This window comes from Streptomyces sp. NPDC058086 (genome assembly GCF_042885015.1).
In the GTDB taxonomy this organism is placed as follows: Bacteria; Actinomycetota; Actinomycetes; order Streptomycetales; family Streptomycetaceae; genus Streptomyces.
In genome coordinates, this window is the sequence record NZ_JBHVST010000005.1 from 75,572 (window position 1) to 97,370 (window position 21,799).

Genomic DNA, 21,799 nt, shown 5'->3' on the forward strand with positions numbered 1-21,799 from the left:
GTGGAGGTACGGGAACGGCCGCTGGCCGTACGACGACTCGGACCCCCTCCCGGAGCGAGTCTCGATGCATCGCAACAGCTCCCACCTACAACTGCTCCTCTAGGAGATGACTCGAGATGCAGACCCTGGCGAACTGGGACGGCGGCCCCGGCCCGTGGATCCTGTTCTTCCCACTGATCTGGGCGGCCGTCGTGATCGCCGTCGTGACGGTCCTGCGCCGCACCGTGGGGCGCGGGCGCCGCGGACCGTGGCGCGCCATGGGCGACTTCGGTCCGCCCCGGGACTCCCGCCCGACGGCCGACTCGCCGATCGCGCTGCTCGGCCGCCGCTTCGCCACCGGCGAGATCGACGAGGACGAGTACTGGCGCCGGCTCTCCGTCCTGGACGAGCAGTTCGGCCGCCCGGGCAAGGGAGAAGCGGCATGACGACCGCCACCACGACGCGTCATGCCGCAGGTGTCGCCGACGCCGTCAAGGTGTACGGCAGCGGCGACACCGCCGTCAGGGCCCTGGACGGGGTGAGCGTCGGGTTCCCGGCCGGACGCTTCACCGCGATCATGGGCCCCTCGGGCTCCGGCAAGTCCACCCTGATGCACTGCGCGGCGGGCCTGGACACGCTTACCTCGGGCGCCGCGTTCATCGGCGACACCCCACTCGGCACGCTGGACGACCGCCGCCTCACCCTGCTGCGCCGCGACCGTGTCGGCTTCGTGTTCCAGGCGTTCAACCTGATCCCGACGCTGACCGTCGCCGAGAACATCACGCTGCCCCTGGACCTCGCAGGGACGAAGGGCTCCCGCGAGTGGATCGACGCGCTCGTCGACGTCGTCGGCCTGCGCGACCGGCTCCACCACCGCCCCGCCGAACTCTCCGGTGGACAGCAGCAACGCGTCGCCGTGGCCCGGGCGTTCGCCGGCCGTCCCGACGTCGTCTTCGCCGACGAACCCACCGGCAACCTCGACTCCCGCTCCGGCGAGGAGGTCCTGAACCTCCTAGGCCGCGCGGTGCACCGGATGGACCGTACGGTCGTCATGGTCACGCACGACCCGGTGGCGGCCGCCCACGCCGACGAGGTCGTCTTCCTCGCCGACGGACGCCTCGTGGACCGGATGGAGTCCCCGACGGCCGACAAGGTCCTCGACCGGATGAAGGCGTTCGACGGCAAAGGCGCGCGGTCGTGAACGCCTCCGTGCGCCTGAGCGTGTCCTCCCTGCGCGCCCACAAACGCCGCTTCGCCGGTACGTTCCTGGCGGTGCTCCTCGGTGTCGCCTTCCTGGCCGGAACGCTGGTCATGGGCGACACGCTGCGGGCGAGCTTCAGCGCGTTGTTCGGCGACGCCACGAAGGGCACAGACGCGGTCGTCCGCAGCGCCGACGCCATCACGACGCCCGGTGAGAGCCAGGGTGTGCGCCAACCGGTCGACACCGCCCTGGTGAAGACCGTCGAGCGGGTTCCCGGCGTCGCGGCCGCCGCCCCCGACATCCAGGGCGCGGGCCAGCTCGTTGGCAGCGACGGCAAGCCCATCGGCGGCCAGGGCCCGCCCACCCTCGCCGGCAACTGGATCACCGACCCGAAGCTCAACCCGTACCAACTCGCCGCGGGCCACGCCCCGTCGAAATCCGGCGAGGTCGTCGTCAACCGCGGCGCCGCGAAGAAGGGCGGCCTGAAGATCGGCGACACGACCACCCTGCGCACCCCCGATCCCGTCAAGGTGACGATCGTGGGCCTCGCGACCTTCGGCGGCGAGGACGGCATGGCGCAGGTGACGTTCACCGGGATGACGCAGGCCGACGCCGAGAAGTACCTCAGCGCGAAGCCCGGCGAGGCGGCGAACATCCGGGTGCGGGCCGGCCCCGGGGTCGGCCAGGCCGAACTCGTCGCGGACCTGACTCCCGTCCTGCCCAGGGGAGTCGAGGCGATCACCGGCCAGGAGTCGGCGCGGGAGAACACCGACATGATCTCCAGCCAGTTCCTGAACATCTTCACCACCTTCCTGCTCGTCTTCTCCGGCATCGCACTGCTGGTCGCGACCTTCTCCATCCACAACACCTTCGCGATCGTCGTCGCCCAACGCACCCGCGAGAACGCCCTGTTGCGCGCCCTGGGCGCCTCCCGCCGCCAGGTCACCGCCTCGTCCCTGGTCGAGGCGAGCGTGGTCGCGGTGACCGCGTCGGCCGCCGGCCTCGCGGGCGGCATCGGGATCGCTGCCGGGCTGCAGGCGCTGTTCCCGGCCATCGGGTTTCCCTTCCCCCAGGGCGACTTGGTGATCAGCGGCCTGTCCATGCTGCTGCCGCTCGCGGTCGGCATCGTGGTCTGCCTCGGCTCCGCGCTGCTGCCCGCCGTACGAGCCGGACGCACCGCGCCGCTGGCCGCCCTGCGCGAGACGGCCGTCGACCGGTCCGGAGCCTCACGGGGGCGGGCGATCGCGGGTGCGGCGCTGGCCGTACTGGCGGTGGGCGCCACCCTGACCGGCGTACTGGTGAGCCAGTCGCTGTGGCTCGCGGGCCTCGGTGCCGTTCTCGCCCTCGCCGCCTTCGTGGTCCTCGGGCCCGTGGCGTCGTCGGCCGCCGTACGAGCCCTCGGCGCCCCCCTCGACACGCTGCGCGGTGTCACCGGCGGCCTGGCCCGGCGCAACGCGCTGCGCAACCCGAAGCGGACCGCCGCCACCGCGAGCGCCCTGATGATCGGCGTCGCCGTCGTCTCGCTGTTCACGGTCTTCGGCGCCTCGCTGAAGGCCACCATGGACCAGACGGTCTCGCGGTCCTTCGCGGGTGACGTCGCCGTCAGCACTCCGTCCTTCGGCGCGGGCGGCAGCGGGCTCAGCCCCAAGCTGGCTCCCGCGATCGCGCGGCAGCCGGCCGTCGAGTACGCGGTCGGCCTCGGCCGCGGGGTCGCCCAAGTCGACGGCAAGGGGCGGGCGCTGACCGTCACCGACCCGGTCACACTCGGCAAGGTGTTCGATCTCGGTGACGTACGCGGCTCCCTCGACCACCTGGGCACCGACGGCATCGCGCTCACCCGGAAAGAGGCCGACACACAGCACCTCACGACCGGTGACACCGCCCGGCTCACCTTCACCGACGGCAAACGGGAGAACTTCACGGTCCGCGCGGTCTACGGCCGCTCCGAACTCGCCGGCGACTACGTCATCACCCGCGCCGCCTGGGCCCCGCACCGCACCCAGGACTCCGACTCGCTCGTCGCCGTCACCTTCAAGAGCGGTGTCAGTGCGGCCGACGGCAAGGCGGCGGTCAAGAAGGTCGCCGCGCAGTACGGCAATCCCGAGGTGCAGACCCGCGACGAGTACGCGCAGTCCTCGGCCGGCGGCATCGACATGATGCTGACCCTGGTCTACGCGCTGCTCGCACTCGCGGTGCTCATCGCCCTGCTCGGCATCGCCAACACGCTCACCCTCGCGATCCACGAGCGCACCCGTGAACTCGGTCTGCTGCGGGCGGTCGGGCAGACCCGGGCGCAGCTGCGCGCCATGGTCCGCTGGGAGTCGGTTCTCGTCGCCGCCTTCGGAACGGCGGGCGGGCTCGCCCTCGGTGCCTTCCTGGGCTGGGTGCTCGTCGAGGCCTCCGACGGCGCGTCGGACAGCGCCTTCGCCTTCGCGATCCCGCCCGTGCGGCTCGTCGTGGTGGCGCTCGTGGGCCTCGCGGCGGGAGCCCTCGCGGGACTGCGCCCGGCCCGGCGGGCAGCACGACTGGACGTGCTGCGCGCCATCGCCACCGAATGACGTACGAGACGGGGGTCACCGCCCGGTCAGCCGGCAACGGCGGACCGGGCGGGAGCGTGTTCGGGCCGGCGTTCGTCGAGGGGGTCGAGCGGGTCGACGGCGTGTCGGCGCGTGGTCTCGCGAGTCGGTTCGTACGGCGGAAGCACGGGCTCCGCCACCGCGGGCGAGGTCGTCGGCAGGGTGAACCACACGACCTTGCCCGACTCGCCGTCCGGACGCACGCCCCAGCTCTCGCTCACCGCGGCGATCATCGCGAGACCGCGTCCGCAGGTGGCCGTGGGGTCCACGTCCTGCACCTCGGGCAGGCGGGGGTCGTGGTCGTGCACCGAGACCGTGAGCCGGTCGAGCAGCAGCTCGATCTCCACGGTGCACACCTTGTCCGGCTGGGCGTGCCGGTGGACGTTGGTCAGCAGCTCGGTCACTCCGAGCGCGGCCCGGTCTATCAAGGGGTCCTGATGCCAGTAGCGCAACTGCGCAGAAAGGATTCTGCGGACCTGGCCGATCCGCGACGGCAGGGCTTGGAGCTCCACCGTGCAATGCCTGCTTGGCTGGCTGATCACGGCTGCGACTCCCCGAATTGAGGTCCGGAAGAAGACGGAGATCGGATCCAGCAGAGTGGCTGAGTGGAACGGCCGCCTGCTGTGGTGACCGGCGGGCTGGTTCGTAGCGTTATCGCCGGTAAACCCAGAGTGATGATGTGAGAACAGCGTGACTCAGGGGGTGCGGTCCTGCAACTCGCGGCGCGGTCCGCTCCGGCCCGAGCCGTCGCGGGGCGGGGGTCTTGCCTGAGCGGCGGCGTCCGGCGGCCCGGGGTTCATCGTTCACCGCCGCGGGCCGTGGGCGGATCGCTCACGCGCCGGCCGTCACCCACCGCGAGCGGGGGTCGCCGTGTCGAGGGCGCCGATCCGGGATCGGGTTCCTCTCGGCCGCGGCCGACCGAGGCCCTCGGTATCGCCCTTGGCGGGACGCGCCCCGGAGTCTCCACCTCGGACCGCGCCCGGCCACAAGCCCGCCAGGGCTTGGTCACCGACCGCCGTCGAGTGCGAGCGGGTGGCTCCCACGCCGGGTTCCACGTCGGGTTTCGTCGGACGTGAGTTCGGGGTGTGCCTTCGGTTCTCGTCGACCGAGGGGTCGCGAGCGTGGGGCTCCCGGTCCGGGGATCGTCGGCTGCGAGCCCAGAGGCTGCCGGACGGCCGTGGTCGGCTGTGGTGCGGGCGTTCGTGCCGGACGCCGACGGTGGGACGTCCGAGGCTTGCCCGGCCGCCGTCGCCGGTTGCGGGCCGGGTCTGCTCGGGCAGGCGACCGGGGGGTGCGGGCCCGGGTCCCGCGCGCCGACCGCCGCGGGTCGCGAGCGTCGCTGGTCGTGCGCTCGGGGGTGCCCTGTAGGCGGCCGTTGGCCGGGTGCCGAAGGCTTGCGCGCAGGGCATCGCCGGTCGCGAGTCGTGGGTGCCTGTGTCGGCCCTTGCCGGTGGCGAACCGAAGGCTCCCGTGTCGGTTGCCGCGCGGCCGACTCAGCCGTTGCGCCCCGCCGCCCTGCGAACCGCCTCAATGAACCGGCGCGCCGAGGGCGGCCCGGGCTTGCCCGGCGCGGGGTCGTGCTCGCCGAGCGTGAGTGAATAGCGGGTGCCGTTGACGTCGGCCAACGCCCGGTCCTCGGGCGCGAACCACGGCTTCGACGCCCGCACCGCCTGCACCGGCGCACTGTCGATCTCGCTGCCGTAACTCGTCAGCAACTCCAGCCTGCCGTCGCTGATCCGAACCTGTCCGGCCCGGGTGAGCGACCGCAGCCTCTTCCCGATCCGCACGCCCGTGGCCGTGAACTCCGGCTCCGCCATGATGCTCCGCCCCCTTGTGCGCGTCGGCTGTGCTCTGTCCCGCATCGCTCTGTCCCGCGTCGCTCCGTTCCGCGCCCCTGCCCCGGATCCCGCGCGGGTCGAGCTCCGGTGTGCGCGACCGCTCCGGGGTGTCATCCCGCGCGGCGCGGTCGGACGCGGGCCGCGTCCCCTGCGGTGCAGTCTGCCCGCAGGCAGCGGCGAGCACCAGTGCGCACGACGAGGTGACGGCGGGGACGGGAGCACTCGCCCGGGTGCGCCCCCGTCGCTTCGGACACCCCTGCTCCAGGGGTGCCTTTGAGGTGCTCAAAGGAGTGTTTATGCAGGTGAGAAGCGTGCGCAAGGTGTTTATGATCGAGGCGTCCGACCATCTGAACCGGCGTCGGCGCGATGCGTAAGGAGCCCCGCCGTGAGCACCCCTCAGCAGATCCGGACCGGCGAAACCCTCGACGTCGACCACAGCGACGCGCGGTACCGGACCTGGCTCAAAGAAGCCGTCCGCAAGGTCCAGGCCGACGCGAACCGCTCGGCGGACACCCACCTGCTGCGCTTCCCGCTGCCCGAGGCGTGGGGTATCGATCTCTACCTCAAGGACGAGTCGACCCACCCCACCGGCAGCCTCAAGCACCGCCTTGCCCGCTCACTCTTCCTGTACGGGCTCTGCAATGGCTGGATCCGGCCGGGCCGACCGGTGATCGAGGCGTCCAGCGGCTCGACCGCGGTCTCCGAGGCGTACTTCGCGAAGCTGATCGGCGTGCCCTTCATCGCGGTCATGCCGCGCACCACCAGCGCCGAGAAGTGCCGTCTGATCGAGTTCCACGGCGGGCAGTGCCACTTCGTGGACGACTCCCGCAGGATGTACGAGGAGTCCGCCGCCCTCGCGGTCGAGACCGGCGGCCACTACATGGACCAGTTCACCTACGCGGAACGGGCCACGGACTGGCGCGGCAACAACAACATCGCCGAATCCATCTTCCGCCAGCTGGAGTTGGAGCGTTTCCCGGAGCCCGCGTGGATCGTCGCCACGGCTGGCACCGGCGGCACCTCGGCGACCCTCGCGCGCTACGTCCACTACATGCAGGCCGACACCCGCATCTGCGTCGCCGACCCGGAGAACTCGTGTTTCTTCGAGGGCTGGACCACCGGCGATCCGGACGTCACCTGCGACTGCGGCTCACGTATCGAGGGCATCGGCAGGCCCCGTATGGAGCCGAGCTTCGTGCCGGGCGCGATCGACCGGATGATGAAGGTGCCGGACGCCGCGAGCGTGGCGGCCGTACGGGCACTGGAACAGGCCATCGGCCGCAAGGCGGGCGGCTCGACCGGCACCGGGCTGTGGAGCGCGCTGAAGATCGTCGCCGAGATGGTGACCGAGGGGCGCAAGGGGAGCGTGGTGACGCTGCTCTGCGACCCGGGGGACCGCTATCTCGACAAGTACTACTCGGACGCGTGGCTGGCCGAACAGGGGCTGGACATCGCCCCCTACACCGCGGCGATCGCGGCGCTGCTCCAGACGGGCGTCTGGCCGGACTGATCGTTGGGACGCGGTTCACGGGGTGCGTCCACGGGTGGACCTAGGGCCTGTCGTTTGGATCAGGCCTGGGCCACTGATCAAGCCCCGTCGCCTGAAACGACCCAATCCAAACGACAGGCCCTTAGGCCCTGGCGTCACATTCCCGTCTGCCCCGCGACGCCATGCACGCCCTCTCGCCGCACCGGGCACAGACCCAAGTACATCCAGTACGAGGGCCTGTGCCCGGCACGCCGAGAGCACGTTCCCCCAAGCTCTCGACTCCGCTCGAGCAGGGGGGACCCCCATGACGCCGCAGGGCCCGCCCTCCGGGCGGACGACGGGAATGTGACGACAGGACCTAGCCGTCACGCGTGTGTCGACGTCAGCCGTCGGTCCAGCGCCGTCACCGCCTGGCGGAACGCGCGGCCAAGACCCGCCCGGCCCAGCTTCAGGGCCAGCCGGAACGGGGCCGCGCCGTCGGCGGCGAAGGTCCACTGGACGCGGGTGCCCTGCCCGGCCGGAGTCAGCCGCCACTCCTCGAGCAGGGCCCGGGGTCCGGGCGCGTTCGTGACGTCCACCCGGTACGCGTACACCTCGGGGGCCTCGGCCGCGAGGACCGTCTCCTGGAAGCGCGTACCGCCCCGGAGCCGGACCTCCCGCCCGGCGCCGTCCCCGGTCGGCCGGGCGAGCGTCACCGCCGAGAACCACTCGCTCCAGCCGGGCACGTCCTCGGCCAGCGCGCGGAAGACCACCTCGGGAGGGGCCGCCACCTCGCGGGCGAACACCAGACGCAGGGGAGCGGTCTCGGCGAAGTCGAGTTCCACCGGGCGCAGACGGCGTGCCATGGACGAAACCCCCACCTGGGATCGGAGCCGCGGGCAGCGTCACCTTAGCTGGCGGACCGTCAGATGTCTGTACCGTCCTCGGGCTCTCCGGCCACTACCAGGCGCCGCAGGTGCTCGGAGACCTCCGCCCGCGCCCCGGCCGGCAGCCCGGCGTCGGTGACCAGCGTGTCGACCTGGTCCAGCGCGGCGAACGAACTCAGCCCCACCGTGCCCCACTTGGTGTGGTCGGCGACCACGACGACCCGCCGTGCGGACTGCACCAGCCGCCGGTTGGTCTCGGCCTCCGCCAGGTTCGGCGTCGACAGGCCCGCCTCGACCGATATCCCGTGCACCCCGAGGAACAGCACGTCGAAGTGGAGCGCCGCGATGGCCTGGTCGGCCACGGGGCCGACCAGCGAGTCGGACGGGGTGCGCACCCCGCCCGTCAGCACGACCGTGGCCGCGCCCTGCCGCTGGCCGGAGAGGCGCTGCGCCGAGTGGAAGACATCGGCGACCCGCACCGAGTTGGTGACCACGGTCAGGTCCGGCACGTCAAGGAGCTGATGGGCCAGCGCGTACGTCGTCGTACCGCCCGAGAGCGCGATCGCCGTGCCCGGCGCGACCAACTCGGCGGCGGCCCGCGCGATGTCCTCCTTGGCGGTCAGCTCCAAACCCGACTTGGCTTCGAAACCCGGCTCGTGCGTACTCGCCTCGACCAGCGGCACCGCGCCGCCGTGCACCTTCTCCACCACGCCCTGGCGGGCGAGCGCGTCGAGGTCACGACGGACCGTCATGTCGGAGACGCCGAGCTTGCGGGTCAGCTCGTTCACCCGGACGCCGCCCCGGCGCCGTACCTCGTCGAGAATCAGGGCACGACGCTGCTCCGCGAGAAGGTTCTGATTCTCACTCACGTCCGCTCCGATCCTCGCGCCACAAGCTGCCCGCCACTCCGTCCGAACCCACTCCCACGTGGACATTCTCCTTGTCCTAGGCCTGGAGGACGACCCATCCTCGCACGGGCCACCGACACGTGCGCCACTCCCCGCAAGGACACCGCGTCCCGCCCGTCGCGTCACTGTCACACGTATCGGGGAGATTCCGTGACCACAGGTGCGCGCGCACCCCTGAACGGAGATCCTTGTGCCTGCACATGACACATGCCAGACGCGCGCACGGGGGAAGTGCAGAAAAGTGGAACGTGCACGGGAACACGCCTCGGCGGGAGAGCTCAGCGGCCCCGCACAGCGGCCCGAAGCGGCCGATACCGCCCTCGAACTCCTGGTCCACGGAGTCGGCGGCACCACGCCCGAGGAGATGCTGGACGATCCGCGGACGGTCCGGATCAGCGGCGACGACACCGCGGCCGTGTACCGGCGCGTCGCCGACGCCGACGCCGAGCGGCGCCCCGAGGACTACCGGGGCAAGCCGGTCCCCGAGGCCTATGTGTGGTGCAACCTCACCTCCGGCAACGGCACCCGGGCCCTGTGGCTGTTGCTGCTGCCCTTCATGGTCGTCAACCTCGCGCACTGGATGCGTCCCGCCACCCGCGGCCGCACCCGGACGGTCCGCCTGTACGGCCTGCTCGTCCGGCTCGCCGGGCTCACCCTCACCGTGCTGCTGGTCGCCGCGGCCTGCGAGGTCGCCCTCGACCTGACCGCCTGGCAGTGCGCGGGCACCCGCGCGTGTGCCGAGGCGCACTCCTGGCTGGGCTTCCTCTCCCCGGACCTGTCCGACAACGGCTGGTGGAGCCGGCCCGGCCGCCGCCTCGCCCTGGCGGGCCTGGTGCCCGCGGGCCTCACCTGCCTGCTCTGGTACCTCTCGCACCGCACCTGGAGCGCGTACGAGTCCCAGCAGCCCGTGTCTCGCAGGCCCGAGCCCGCCGAGGAGACCGGCCGCACCGGGCTCGGCAGGCCCGGCTTCTGGTACGGGCGCCGTCTGGTGGCCCGGCTGCGCGCCGCGCACACCGCGGCGGGACTCCTCACCGTCGCCGCCGCCGTCGGCGGCCCCGCGGCCCGCTTCGACCGGGAGACCGGGGGACCCGCCGTGCTCGGGATCCTCGGTCTGCTGCTGTACGCATCACTCGTCGTGGGCGCCGTCGTGGTGCTGTGGGTGGTCTGTCGGCGCGGGCGCAGCGAACACCGGCTGGACCAGGAACTGGACGCCACCCTGGTGCGTCTGCTGCCGCTGGGCTCGATCGTCCTGTTCGCCCTGACCCTGCTGTACGCCGGATGGTCACGGCCCGGCTGGCACTCGACGGGGCGGCTGCCGGGCGACGCGACCTTCGGAGGCCTCGCCCTCGCCCAAGGGGTGCTCGTCATCGCGCTCGGCGTGGTGGCCCGCGTTCTGTACCGCACCCGGCCCGACCCGCGCACCGCCCTGTGTGGTCTGGCCGGACCCGCCGTCGCGATGCTGGCCTGCGCCCTGGGCGGCGTGATGTCCGGCGGAGTCGCCCAGCGCGTCGCCGACTGGCTGGACGGCACGCGCGGCTCGCTGCCCGGCCCGCCCGTCCTGCTGACCTGGCAGGCGTCCGTGATCCCGCCAACGCTCCTCGTCCTCCTCGGCCTGTGCGGCCGACTGGCCCTGCGCACCTGGCGGCTGCGCGGCATCGAGGCGCGCGAGGTGGAACTCGACTACCGGGGCGAGGCCAAGGACGCCACCCGCACCGGCCGTATCGCGAGCACACGCGCGATGGCCGCCCTCACCGACCGAGCGCCCCTCATGGTCGGCGTGATCTCGTTCGTGACCCTGCTCCTCGGCGCCGGAGCCCTCGTGGGCGTCCTGGCCACCGGTGACGCCCCGGCGGAGGCCGCGCGAGGGTCGTACGTCTTCGTCCGAGGCGCCGCCGAAACCGCGCAGGCGCTCGGGTCCTGGCTGATCGGCCTCGGCTTCGTACTTCTCGTCACCTCGGGGCGGCGCGCCTACAAGGACCCGGCGGCCCGCCGCACCATCGGCATCCTCTGGGACGTCGGCACCTTCTGGCCGCGCGCCGCCCACCCCTTCGCGCCGCCCTGCTACGCCGAGCGTGCCGTGCCCGACCTGACGTGGCGCATGGTCACCTGGACCCGCGCCACCGGCGGGCGTCTGGTGCTCTCCGGGCACTCCCAGGGCAGTGTGCTGGCCGCCGCCGCGGCCTGGCAGCTGAAACCCTCCGTACGCAGGCGGGTCGCACTGCTCACCTACGGCTCACCCCTGGAACGGCTCTACGGGCGCTGGTTCCCGGCCCACTTCGGCCCGGCCGCCCTCACCTCCCTGCACCGGGAGGTCGACTGCTGGCGCAACCTGTACCGCCTCACCGACCCCATCGGCGGCCCCGTACGGCTGCCCGGCGACTGCGGCCCCCAGGTCGACCGCGCGCCCCTGAGGGACCCGCTCGCCTACGGACGCACCCAGGAGCATCCGCTGCCCGCGCCGATCCTCGGGCACGGGGACTACCAGGCGGACCCGGCCTTCGCCGAGGAACGCGAACGGCTGCTGGCGCGGCTGCGGCCGGAGGCGGTACCGGGCCCCCGCCCGGACGGCGACGCCACGACCTGAGGGCGACCACCCGTCCAGGGGCGAGGCTCAGGGCAGCTCCGGCAGGTCCTCCGGGTAGAGCAGCGTGAGGTCGTCCGTGCTCGGCTCCTCGAGCTGGGCGACCCGCCCCGCGTGCCGCTCGACCATCGCCTCGAAGGTCTGCCGCGCGGTGCGGCCGTTGCCGAACGCCGGGCCCTTGGGGATGGCCGTGAAGTACTTCAGCAGCGCCTCGGGCGCGCCGGGCGCCAGGCTGTACTCGTGCTCCTCGGCCTGCTGTTCCACGATCCGCAGCAGTTCCTCGGGGAGGTAGTCGCTGAAGGTGATGGTCCGTGAGAAGCGGGACGCCACACCGGGATTGACGCTGAGGAAGCGCTCCATCTCGGCCGTGTAGCCCGCGACGATCACGACGACCGCGTCCCGGTGGTCCTCCATCAGCTTCACGAGCGTGTCGATGGCCTCACGGCCGAAGTCGCGGCCAGAGTCCTCCGGCGACAGCGCGTACGCCTCGTCGATGAACAGGACACCGCCGCGCGCCCGGTCGAACGCCTCCTGGGTGCGGATCGCCGTGGAGCCGATGTGCTCGCCCACCAGGTCGACGCGGGACACCTCGACCAGGTGCCCCTGCTCCAGGACACCGAGCGAGGCCAGGATCTCGCCGTACAGCCGGGCGACCGTCGTCTTGCCGGTGCCGGGGGAGCCGGTGAAGACCAGGTGGCGGCGGGCGGAGGCCGCCTTGAGGCCCGCCTGCTGTCTGCGGCGGCCCACCTCGATCATGTCGGTGAGGGCGCGCACCTCGCGCTTGACGCTGTCCAGGCCCACCAGCCCGTCGAGTTCCCCGAGGACGACCTTCGATGTACGGGCCGGTTGCGTGGGCTCGGCCGAGGCGGTGACGAGCGGTTCCTGCTCGGTGGTGCGCTGGCCCGGGATCGCGCCGAGCAGGCTCGTGGACGGGTTGGACGTCTGTACAGCCGTCTCGTGCGCCGGGGGGCGCACTCCGGCGCTCTCGTCGCTCGTGCAGTCCTCGACGATCGGGCCGCCGCCCGGTGTGTTGCCGCCGTCGGCGAACTCGTAACCCCCGCGTGCGCAGCGCTCCGTACGGCACTTCTTCAGCGTCGCCCGACAGCCGTCGATGACATGGAAGCCGTAGCCCCCGCTGCCCGTCACCCGGCAGTTGTGGAAGCTGCCGCGGCCACCCGCCGACACGTAGAAACCGGCCTCCGCGGGGGAGTCGACCGTGCAGCGCTCGATGGTGGGGTCGGCGCCCTTGGTGACGATCACGCCGGTCTGGGTGCCGTCCACGGTGCAGCCGGACAGGGTGCCGCCGCTTCCGTGGTCACGGAACCAGGCGCCCGTCGCCGCGTCGCGGATGCGGCAGTCGTCGAGCTGCGCGGTCGCGCCGTCGCTCACCGAGACGGCGGTGTTGCGCACTTGGAAGAGGTCGCTGTCGACGACGTCCACGCGTGAACCGCGGTCGAGGACGAACAGGGCGTCGGGCACGTCGTGCACCCGGCAGGACTCGAGCACCGCGGTCGCGCCGTCGCTGACCCACACCGCGGGGTAGTCGCCCGTGCTGTCGAAGATCTCGCACTGGTTGGCGTCCACGCGTGTGCCCGGGTCCCAGACCGACAGGCCGTTGCGCCCGAACTGCCGGACGGTGGTGCGGGTCAGGGTGAGGACCGAGCGGGAACGCAGGTCCACCGCGTTCTCCGGGATGTCGTGGATGCGGCAGTCGGCGAGCGTGAGTACGGCGTCCGTGTCCAGGGTGACGCCGTCCGACGTCGTGCGGTGCACATCGCAGTCGGTGAGATGGGCCGCGGCGCGCGCGGTGATCTGCACACCGGAGCCCTTGACCTCGTACACCTCGCAGCCGACCGCCTCCAGCGAGGAGTTCTCGCCGGTCACCGACAGGCCCGCGCCGGAGGCGTGGTGCACCCGGCAGCGCTCCAGACGGGGATGCGCGCCACCGCGGACCGCGATGCCGGACTGTCCGGCCGCGACGACCTCGCACTCCTCGAACACGCCACCGCCGCCGTCGAGTACGGCGATGCCGATGCCGGCCGGATTGTCGACCGTGCAGCGCCGCACGGTCGGACGGGCGCCGCCGCGCACCTCGATGCCGGCTGCGGAGCGCGTGACGATCCGCACGTCGAGGAGCTCCGGGGTGCCCTCCTCGACGAGCAGCGCGGGCGCCGCCGAGTCCTGGCCCTCCACGTGCAGGTCCTGGACCACGGCTGAGGCGCGCACGGTCAGCGGCACACCGTCCACCGGCGCGATGCGCACGGAGCCGGGGGAGCCCTCCGGGCCGCGCAGCGTCACCGCGCGCTGGACCACGAGATTCTCCCGGTAGGTGCCGGGTGCGACGGTGAGCACGTCCCCGTCGGCCGCGGCCTCCAGGGCGGCGGCCAGCGATGCGTACTCTCCTGTGCGGCGCCGCCACCGCGAGGTGCCGGTGTGCGTCACCTGGACCGTGCCCTGTGCCATGGCGCTGTTGTGCCCCCACCTCGTCGTACGCGGGTCCTGCGAGGCCGTGCTGAAACCCCGTCGCGATCAAGAACAGCTTCTCACGACGGCGCCGAGCGATTCGGTCGGTCCACCGTAGCGTGCGCGGGCACGGTGGGTTGACCGGAGCCGTAAGGCGGTCAGCTGCCGGTGCCCGTCCTGCCCCAGTCCGGACCTGCCCTGTCCCATGCCTGATCCCAACGGGCGTACCGGCGAAGGGTCATGCGCCACACGATCAGACGTCTGCCGCTGTCGAGGAGCCCGGCGGTGAGGAGGGCCGCGCCGATGCCGGCCAGCACGGCGTGCGTCGTCGCGGTGGCCGAATCCAGCGGGCGGGCGACCATGTCACCGTGCTCGTCGGTCCAGAGCGTGAAGTGCTCGCCCTTGTGCGGTGATTTGAGGGCGGCTATCACCTTGCCGTGATGCGCCGTGCCGTCCGGAGCGGTCCAGTCGGCGAGCACACGGCTGTGCGGATCCTGCGCCGACGAGGCCTCGGGATCGGGGTCCAGCGGGGCTCGGTCCGCCTTGCCGACCACGGTGGCCGTCACCTCGTGGCGGGCCAGGTGCTGGTCCCGGACGGCCTGTTGGAGGGCGTCCTGCGCCGTCGCTCCGGTGAGGGCGCCGAGCAGGGGCGCGAGGGCGAGGATCAGCAGGACGGCCAGCAGGGCCAGCCACGCCTCGACCAGATCGGTCGTGCGGCGCAGCGGATTGTGCCGCCAACGCCAGAGTCCGCCGATAGCTCGCACCGTCCCGCACCCCCTTTCGCCTCCGTGATAACCCCCGGCGGAGCCGTTCATATGAGAGCCCCGGGAAAGAGAGAGCGAAATCACCCTTCCCACGGGTCTTTCGTGAACTTCTCACGCAGTCTCAACGACCGTGCCCGGGGCCCGGGTTCCCTGCGGGCGGGTCATTCGAGGACCGTGACCGGATCGCCGATCCGCACCGTGCCGGGGGACTCCGGCACCAGGTTCTGTCCGAAGACGAGCTGGGAGCCGAAGCGACGGTGGCGTCCGAGCGTGCGCAGCGGCTCCTTGCCGCGCCGGGCGGTGTCCTGGTCGGTGGTGGTCACGACGCAGCGGCCGCACATCTTGGGCACGCGGAAGCCGACCTCGCCGATGACGATCCGCCGCCAGCCGTCCTCGGCCCATGCCGTCGTGCCCGCCACCACCACGTTCGGCCGGAAACGGTTCATCGGCAGGGGGCCTTCGTCTGCGTGGTCGCCCTGTGCGATCAAAGAGTTGAGCGCGTCCAGCGAGGCGAGGGTGGTGACCAGCAGGGGGTAGCCGTCGGCGAAGCTGACGGTCTCGCCCGGACGTGCGTAGTCCGGGTCCACCGGCCTGCGCGTGGCGGGATCGTCCATGTGGAGGAGACGCACCTCGGTCCCCAGATAGTCACTGCACCAGGCGTGCGCGCCCGCGTCGGCGAGGACCGCCTCCACCTTGTCGCCGAAGAGGTCCAGCGACGTCGTGCCGACCGGCCGGGGCACGAGGACGGTCAGTGGCTCACGGCCGGGCGCGGACAGACGTACGCCGCCGCCGGGCAGCAGCTCGGCGGCGGCCAGTGCCAGCCGTGGTTGCTGACGCTGGGTGACGACCTTTCCCCCGTCGTCGATCAGTACCCAGCGTCGGTCTCCGGCCAGCCCCCAGGGCTCCACGACGGCCTCCCGGAGCGAGAGAGCCCGGAAGGCCTTGACCGGATGGACATGGATCGAGTGCAGCTCCGCATTCCCCATGACTCCATCGTGCCAGCGGGCACCGACATTCCGGTCCGAATGCCGTGGTGCCCGCGTACCTCGGCCCCTCAGTACCCGCGGTACTGCTGGTTGTTGTACGGGTCCTGGTACGGAGCCGGGGCGGGGCGGGGAGCCGCGGGGCGCATGGCCTCGTAGCCGGTGCCGGCCGCCATCGGGCGCTGCGGCTGCTGCTGGGGTCCCGGGTAGCCGCGCGGGGCGCCGGCCTGCTGCGGGATGTACGGCGCCGGGGCCTGCTGCAGCGGTGCGGGCTGTTGGGCCTGCGGGTAGCCGCCGTACATGGGGGCGTGCTGCGAGGGTCCGGCGGGCAGGGCGGGAAGTGCCGAGGGGAGCGCGGGAAGGTAGCTGCTGCCCGTGTCGTAGGCGGCGGGAACCCGGATCGGGGCGATCTGGGGAGTGCCCCGCTCGGCGACCAGGGAGTCGTAGATCGGGGTGTCCGGGAAGGACGGCGCGGAGTAGTAACCGCCGCCATAGGTGGAGCGGGGGGAGGTCATGGCACATAAGTTAAGCCCACGATGTGCTGGTTGGGGAGACCGATAAGAGGGTTGTTTTTCGTGTCGGCAGTGACGTGGGATCCCCAATGCGAGCGAACTCGGCAAAAAAGGGCGCCAAACCGGGTTCAGATCGCGTAAAGGCCGAGTTCCGAGGGGGTTACCGGTGGTTGGCCAGCAGTCTTCGAAGCCCCCTCGTGCGATCTTCCGGGGCACCTCACAGGAGTTCTCCGCCCTGGGGGAATAGGTTGGTCGGGAAAAGGCCCGAGGGACGGCCCGAGGCGCGGCCTGGCGCGGTGACACGTGATGGGGGCGGACATGACAATGCCTAAAGGTTCGAATGTTCCTGTGCCGACGCGTGCGTTGCGCGTCGAAATGGGGTGGCGTTCGGGGCCCGGGGTCCCCGACGCGGATGCTTCCGCGCTGTTGCTGGTCTCCGGAAGAGTCCGCTCCGACGGCGACTTCGTGTTCTACAACCAGCCGGCACACCCCTCCGGCGCCGTGCGGCACGAGGGCAAGCGGGGCGACGGCGGTCAGGTGACCGACACCCTGTTCGTCGACCTCGCGCGCGTGGAGGGCGCGATCGAGACCGTGGTGCTGGCCGCCTCCGCGGACGGCGGCACCTTCGGGCAGGTGCCCGGTCTGTACATCCGCGTGCTCGACGCGGGGCAGGGCACGGAGATCGCGCGCTTCGACAGCAAGGACGCGACCGTCGAGACAGCCTTCGTGCTCGGCGAGTTCTACCGGCGGCAGGGTGCCTGGAAGTTCCGCGCGGTCGGACAGGGTTACGGCAGCGGACTGGAAGGGCTGGCGAAGGACTACGGAATCACGGTGGACGAGCCGCAGCACACGCCCCCGCCCCCGCCGCCCGCCACCGCGCGGATCGCCCCCGTACCCCGTGCCCCCGCATCGCCTGGGCCCGCATCCCCCGCCGCCATGCCGCCCGCGCCCGGTACACGTGTGGCCGGTCCGCCACCGGTCGGGCCGCCGGTGAACATGCCCCCGCCGGTCGCCCCGCCCGTCACCGCCCCGCCCGTCACCGTGTCGCCCCCCACCATGGATCCGCCGCCCGCCCGGCCCGGGGCCCCGGTCCGCCTCTCCAAGGTCACGCTCACCAAGGAGGCGCCCTCGGTCTCGCTGACCAAGCAGGGCGGCACGTCCGGCGCCATGCGTGTCAACCTCAACTGGCAGGTGCGCAAGCAGTTCTCGGGGTGGGGCAGCAAGCGGGGCCGGGCCGTCGCGGCGCACAGGGACCTCGACCTCGACCTCTGCGCCCTGTACGAGCTGTCCGACGGCCGCAAGGGGGTCGTCCAGGCACTCGGCAACGCCTTCGGGGCGCTGCACCAGCCGCCGTACATCCACCTCGACGGCGACGACCGCACCGGTGCCGTGGCGAGCGGCGAGAACCTCACCGTCAACCTCGACCACAAGCAGAGTTTCCGGCGCATCCTCATCTTCGTGACCATCTACGAAGGGGCGCGTTCGTTCGCCGACCTGCACGCCACGGTCACCCTGCAACCGCTGAACGGTGCCCCCGTCGACTTCTCGCTCGACGAGTGCACAGTGCCTTCGACGGTCTGTGCCCTGGCCCTCATCACCAACAACGGCGGCGACCTGATCGTCCAGCGTGAAGCCCGCTACCTCGTCCCCGAGCGCGGCGTGAGCCCGCAGCGCACGGTGGACCGCGTCTACGGATGGGGCATGAACTGGACCCCCGGCAGGAAGTGACTCACAGGAAGTGACCCAGAGGAAATGACTCGCAGGAAATGACCGGTCAGCGCTCGTCGAGCGCGGTGTCCGGGCGCGCGTAGGTGCGGCCCTTCCAGGCCGCGCCGCGCCCCCTGTAGTGCTGCACCGCTGAATCGACCGTCATGAGGAGGTACAGGAACGCGGTCGCCGGCAGGGACGCGGCGAGCCACAGGGGCTGCCGGTAGTAGCGCAGCATCGGCAGATACGTCGCCGTCATCAGCAGCCACGCGAGCCCTCCGACCGCCGCGATCACCGTGTGCCCGGAGAAGAGACCTGTGAAGAGGGCGACCGGCGGTACCAGGTACACCACGGCGAGGCCGAGGACCGTACCGAGGAGCAGCAGCGGGTTGTGCCGCAGCTGGGCGTAGGCGCTGCGCGAGACCATGCGCCACAGGTCGTGCAGCCGGGGATAGGGACGCACGCTGTCGACCCGCTCGGCCAGCCCCAGCCAGATGTGGCCCCCGCTCCCCTTGACCGCCCTCGCGAGCGCCACATCGTCGATGACGGCGTGCCGGATGGCGTCCGGAATCCGCGCCCGCTCCGTGGCGTCCGCGCGCAGCAGTACGCAGCCGCCCGCCGCGGCCGCCGTCCGCGAGCCCTTCACCGCGATCCACCGGAAGGGATACAGCTGTGCGAAGAAGTAGACGAAGGCGGGGACGACGAGCCGCTCCCACCCGCTCTCCACCCGCAGCCGGGCCATCTGCGAGACCAGGTCGAAGCCGCCGGTGCGCGCCGCGGCGACCAGCGTCCGCAGGCTGTCCGGCGCGTGCGCGATGTCCGCGTCAGTCAGCAGCAGGTATTCGGGGCCACGCGCGTGTGCCAGTCCGATGCCGTGACGCACGGCCCAGAGCTTGCCGGTCCAGCCCACGGGCGGTTCCCCGGGCGAGCCGACGGTGAGCGGCAGCCCGCCGTGCGTACGGGCCAGCTCGCGGGCCAGCTCCCCGGTGCCGTCCGAGCTGCCGTCGTCGACGAGGAAGACCTCGGCCCGCCCCGGATAGTCCTGGGCGAGAAGCGAGGGCAGGCTCTCGGGCAGCACGGCGGCCTCGTCGCGTGCCGGTACGACGATGCAGACGGACGGCCAGTCGTCCGGTTCCCGACGCGGGGGCAGCCGCAGATCCGTACGCCAGAAGAAGCCCTGGCCGAGCAGCAGCCACAGCCAGGCGGCCAGTGATCCCACGGTGATCCACACGACGGCACTCACCCGCCGCAGTCTGCCCCACCCCGGGGGTCGGCCGAGGCGGATCGTCTATGGTGACCGGGTGAAGATCGCGCTCATGGACTCCGGAATCGGACTGCTCGCTGCTGCCGCCGCGGTACGTCGACTGCGGCCCGACGCCGATCTCGTGCTCTCCTCGGACCCCAGCAGCATGCCCTGGGGACCACGTACGCCCGAGGACGTGACCGCCCGCGCCCTCGCCGTCGCCGAGGCCGCCGCGCGGCACCGTCCCGACGCCCTGATCGTCGCCTGCAACACCGCCTCCGTACGAGCCCTGCCGGCGCTGCGCGCCCGGCTGGAGCCGCAGGTGCCCGTCATCGGCACGGTCCCGGCGATCAAGCCGGCCGCGGCCGGTGGGGGACCCGTCGCGATCTGGGCCACGCCCGCCACCACCGGCAGCCCCTATCAGCGCGGACTCATCGGCGAGTTCGCGGACGGGGTGTCCGTGACCGAAGTGGCCTGCCCCGGGCTCGCCGACGCCGTGGAGCACGGTGACCAGGAGGGCATCGACGCCGCGATCGCCTCGGCGGCAGAGCGCACCCCCGGCGATGTAAGGGCCGTCGTCCTGGGCTGCACCCATTACGAGCTGGTCGCCGAGCGCATCCGTACGGCCGTGCAGCAGCCCGGCCTCCCGCCGCTCGTGCTGCATGGCTCCGCCGGGGCGGTCGCCGCGCAGGCACTGCGCAGGATCGGCGAGCTCCCGGACCCGGCGGCCCCTGCCGAGGGCTCCCTCACCGTGCTCCTCAACGGCAGCGAGGGCGGTCTGTCGGCGACCGCGCTGGCGTACGAGGAAGGCCGCCTTCTGCAGGCGGTCAGCCCCGCCCACTGAGCCTGTCGCCGGGCGGAGGCCTCCGAACGGCGACCGTCCGTCACCGCCCGAGCGCCCTGCGTGCGCCGCGCGCCCACCCGGAGCAGTGACCCTCCGCGACCCGGTGCCCGCGGTGCGGAACCTGAGTAGTCTCGTAAACATGAGGGACCATTCCCGCGGCGAAAACTTCTCGCACCCTGATGTCTGGACCGGGCGTGCGACCAATCGCGTCCAGTGGCTGCCCGCCATAGGCGGGGCCGCCTGCATCGCGCTGGGCGTCGAACTGGCCGTCGACTCGACGTGGACGTCGGGTGTCGCGGCGCTCGCCATGTCCGTCGTCGGGTGCATCGCGGCGGGACTGCTCATCATGTTCGGCACGCTCGCCTTCGTGCACGTCGCCGTGAAGGTCGACAAGGACTGCCTCGAGGTGCGCTGCGGCCACATCGGTCTGCCCCGCCGACGTATTCCGCTCTCGAGCGTCGTCGGCGCCGACTTCGCCCCCCGGGTCACCCCGCGGCAGTGGGGCGGCTGGGGCTACCGCTGGCGTCCCGACAAGGGCACCGCGGTCATCGTCCGGCGCGGCGAGGGCGTGGTGCTCCGGCTCGGCGACGGACACACGTTCACCATCACGGTGGACAACGCGGAGGCGATGGTCCGGATCATCCGGGACCGGCTGCGGCCGGCCACGCCCGGCGCGGTCATCTGACCGTCGCGCGGTTCACGGCTCCAGCCGGTTCCTCAGGGGTTGGTCTCCCGCGTTCAGGACGCTCTCCAGGTCCTCGTCGACCAGGGGCTGTGCCGAAGCGAGCCCCGCGAGCAGCCCCGCACCCGCCGTCACCGTGGTGAAGCTCAGCGCGTTGCCCAGCGAGGCGATCACGGCCAGCGCCGTGAGGGCCGCGCCCGCCGTCAGCGCGATCGTCGTGGACCGCGGCGAACGCCACAGTGAATAAAGGACCCAGCAGAAGACCGCGGCGAGCAGCGCGACGCCGACCAGACCCTGCTCGGCCGCCTGCTGCCACGGTGCCGAGTGGGGCTTGCCGTCGGGCAGCAGCGACTGCGTGACCGTCGGGCTGAGTTCCCCGTACCGCCCGGGCCCCACACCCAGGGCGGGATGGTGTCCGGCCAGGTGGAGCGCGTCGCGCCAGAGCAGGATCCGGTGCTCGGTGAGCTGCCCCTCCAGGGAGGCCGTCAGACCCTCCGGAAGCGCGTTCTCCGCGATCGCCCAGGTCGCGCCCGCCACCAGCGCCGCGGTGAGAGCGAGCCCCCCGAGTCCGAGGGCGCGGCGGCGCACGCGGTCGGCGGCGAGCGAGCACAGCAGTACTCCGGCGCCGGCGCCGCATCCCGTGGTCGAGCCGAGCATCGCCGCGTTCACCACGATCCCGACGGCGAGCAGACGCAGGGCGAGCCGCTGTGCCGGCCTGCGTGCCGCCCAGGCCGCGCAGCACGCCGCACCGGTGGACAGGGCGAGCAGCGCGGCCGTGGCGCCGCCGTGCCCGAGCGGCGCCGTGAGCTGCGGGCCCGGGGTGGTGTGCGCGGTGGTCAGCGCGAGGCCCAGTCCGGTGAGGGCCCCGGCACCCGGCGCCGCGACCGGCAGGAGAGCGCCGAGGATCCGGCCCGAGGCGTACCCCGCGGCCACGGCGAGCACGGCCAGGAGCACGCCCTCGGGCCGCCCGTCGTGCGCGGTCGCCGTGAACAGTGCCCACGCCGCGCAGGCCCCGAGCACGATCACTCCCGTGGCGTCCGAAACGTTTCGTCTCTCGCCTTCGGCCGCCGAACCGGCCGTGGACCTCATCCCCGTGGACCCCACCCCGTCGCCCCCCGACCCGTGCCGGACCCCGACCGCCACGGCCGCATCCGGCCGCACGT

At 72.4% G+C, this 21,799-nt stretch carries 18 protein-coding genes; 8 read left to right on the plus strand and 10 right to left on the minus strand.

The window, feature by feature from the left end; genetic code table 11:
- The first annotated feature begins 116 nt into the window (after positions 1-116).
- The 3 genes from ACFVWD_RS05550 to ACFVWD_RS05560 are packed head-to-tail and all read left to right on the plus strand — an operon-like array spanning position 117 to position 3,738.
- Positions 117-425, plus strand: a complete 309-nt coding sequence (locus ACFVWD_RS05550) for an SHOCT domain-containing protein (protein ID WP_389594100.1) — start codon at positions 117-119, stop codon at positions 423-425.
- Positions 422-1,180 carry an ABC transporter ATP-binding protein gene (locus ACFVWD_RS05555; RefSeq protein WP_389594101.1) on the plus strand — a complete coding sequence of 253 codons (759 nt, stop codon included), beginning with the start codon at positions 422-424 and terminating at the stop codon, positions 1,178-1,180. Before ACFVWD_RS05550 ends, ACFVWD_RS05555 begins: the two co-directional genes overlap by 4 nt.
- Positions 1,177-3,738, plus strand: coding sequence for an ABC transporter permease (locus ACFVWD_RS05560; protein WP_389594102.1), 2,562 nt, complete (start codon positions 1,177-1,179; stop codon positions 3,736-3,738). Before ACFVWD_RS05555 ends, ACFVWD_RS05560 begins: the two co-directional genes overlap by 4 nt.
- Before the next feature lie 26 nt (positions 3,739-3,764).
- Here ACFVWD_RS05560 and ACFVWD_RS05565 read toward each other — a convergent pair whose 3' ends face one another.
- Together ACFVWD_RS05565 and ACFVWD_RS05570 are read right to left on the minus strand one after the other, a co-directional pair.
- Positions 3,765-4,298: an ATP-binding protein gene (locus tag ACFVWD_RS05565; RefSeq protein ID WP_389594103.1), complete on the minus strand. Its 534-nt coding sequence runs from the start codon at positions 4,296-4,298 to the stop codon at positions 3,765-3,767.
- Between the two features lie 951 nt (positions 4,299-5,249).
- Complete coding sequence (locus ACFVWD_RS05570) at positions 5,250-5,573, minus strand: hypothetical protein (RefSeq protein WP_054228734.1); 324 nt, start codon at positions 5,571-5,573, stop codon at positions 5,250-5,252.
- Between the two features lie 406 nt (positions 5,574-5,979).
- Between ACFVWD_RS05570 and ACFVWD_RS05575 the strand changes: the two genes are divergently transcribed.
- Entirely contained in the window at positions 5,980-7,104 is a 1,125-nt protein-coding gene (locus tag ACFVWD_RS05575; RefSeq protein ID WP_095856234.1) for a PLP-dependent cysteine synthase family protein, read from the plus strand.
- A 344-nt stretch (positions 7,105-7,448) separates the two neighbouring features.
- Here the strand turns inward: ACFVWD_RS05575 and ACFVWD_RS05580 are convergent, their stop codons facing one another.
- Positions 7,449-7,928: an SRPBCC family protein gene (locus tag ACFVWD_RS05580; protein WP_389594104.1), complete on the minus strand. Its 480-nt coding sequence runs from the start codon at positions 7,926-7,928 to the stop codon at positions 7,449-7,451.
- Between the two features lie 59 nt (positions 7,929-7,987).
- Complete coding sequence (locus tag ACFVWD_RS05585; protein WP_101407486.1) at positions 7,988-8,818, minus strand: DeoR/GlpR family DNA-binding transcription regulator; 831 nt, start codon at positions 8,816-8,818, stop codon at positions 7,988-7,990.
- 280 nt (positions 8,819-9,098) lie between these two features.
- Here ACFVWD_RS05585 and ACFVWD_RS05590 point away from each other — a divergent pair, with 280 nt between their 5' ends.
- Positions 9,099-11,441, plus strand: coding sequence for a hypothetical protein (locus ACFVWD_RS05590; protein ID WP_389594105.1), 2,343 nt, complete (start codon positions 9,099-9,101; stop codon positions 11,439-11,441).
- A 27-nt stretch (positions 11,442-11,468) separates the two neighbouring features.
- Here ACFVWD_RS05590 and ACFVWD_RS05595 read toward each other — a convergent pair whose 3' ends face one another.
- The 4 genes from ACFVWD_RS05595 to ACFVWD_RS05610 all read right to left on the minus strand — a co-directional run bounded on the left by ACFVWD_RS05595 (position 11,469) and on the right by ACFVWD_RS05610 (position 16,163).
- Positions 11,469-13,901 (minus strand): right-handed parallel beta-helix repeat-containing protein, encoded by a 2,433-nt coding sequence (locus ACFVWD_RS05595; protein ID WP_389594106.1) that lies wholly within the window; start codon positions 13,899-13,901, stop codon positions 11,469-11,471.
- A gap of 158 nt (positions 13,902-14,059) precedes the next feature.
- Positions 14,060-14,665, minus strand: a complete 606-nt coding sequence (locus tag ACFVWD_RS05600; RefSeq protein WP_389594107.1) for a hypothetical protein — start codon at positions 14,663-14,665, stop codon at positions 14,060-14,062.
- A 161-nt stretch (positions 14,666-14,826) separates the two neighbouring features.
- Entirely contained in the window at positions 14,827-15,651 is an 825-nt protein-coding gene (locus ACFVWD_RS05605; protein ID WP_389594108.1) for an MOSC domain-containing protein, read from the minus strand.
- Positions 15,652-15,719: 68 nt separating this feature from the next.
- Positions 15,720-16,163: a DUF6643 family protein gene (locus tag ACFVWD_RS05610; protein ID WP_389594109.1), complete on the minus strand. Its 444-nt coding sequence runs from the start codon at positions 16,161-16,163 to the stop codon at positions 15,720-15,722.
- Positions 16,164-16,478: 315 nt separating this feature from the next.
- Here ACFVWD_RS05610 and ACFVWD_RS05615 point away from each other — a divergent pair, with 315 nt between their 5' ends.
- Positions 16,479-17,888 (plus strand): TerD family protein, encoded by a 1,410-nt coding sequence (locus tag ACFVWD_RS05615; RefSeq protein WP_389594110.1) that lies wholly within the window; start codon positions 16,479-16,481, stop codon positions 17,886-17,888.
- Between the two features lie 46 nt (positions 17,889-17,934).
- On the opposite strand, the gene ACFVWD_RS05620 is transcribed toward ACFVWD_RS05615, so the two are convergent.
- Positions 17,935-19,110, minus strand: coding sequence for a glycosyltransferase (locus ACFVWD_RS05620; protein ID WP_389594111.1), 1,176 nt, complete (start codon positions 19,108-19,110; stop codon positions 17,935-17,937).
- Positions 19,111-19,168: 58 nt separating this feature from the next.
- Here ACFVWD_RS05620 and ACFVWD_RS05625 point away from each other — a divergent pair, with 58 nt between their 5' ends.
- Positions 19,169-19,954, plus strand: a complete 786-nt coding sequence (locus ACFVWD_RS05625; RefSeq protein ID WP_389594112.1) for a glutamate racemase — start codon at positions 19,169-19,171, stop codon at positions 19,952-19,954.
- 139 nt (positions 19,955-20,093) lie between these two features.
- Positions 20,094-20,639 carry a hypothetical protein gene (locus ACFVWD_RS05630; RefSeq protein WP_168506272.1) on the plus strand — a complete coding sequence of 182 codons (546 nt, stop codon included), beginning with the start codon at positions 20,094-20,096 and terminating at the stop codon, positions 20,637-20,639.
- A gap of 12 nt (positions 20,640-20,651) precedes the next feature.
- Here the strand turns inward: ACFVWD_RS05630 and ACFVWD_RS05635 are convergent, their stop codons facing one another.
- Positions 20,652-21,725: an O-antigen ligase family protein gene (locus ACFVWD_RS05635; protein ID WP_389594113.1), complete on the minus strand. Its 1,074-nt coding sequence runs from the start codon at positions 21,723-21,725 to the stop codon at positions 20,652-20,654.
- Positions 21,726-21,799: the final 74 nt, after the last annotated feature.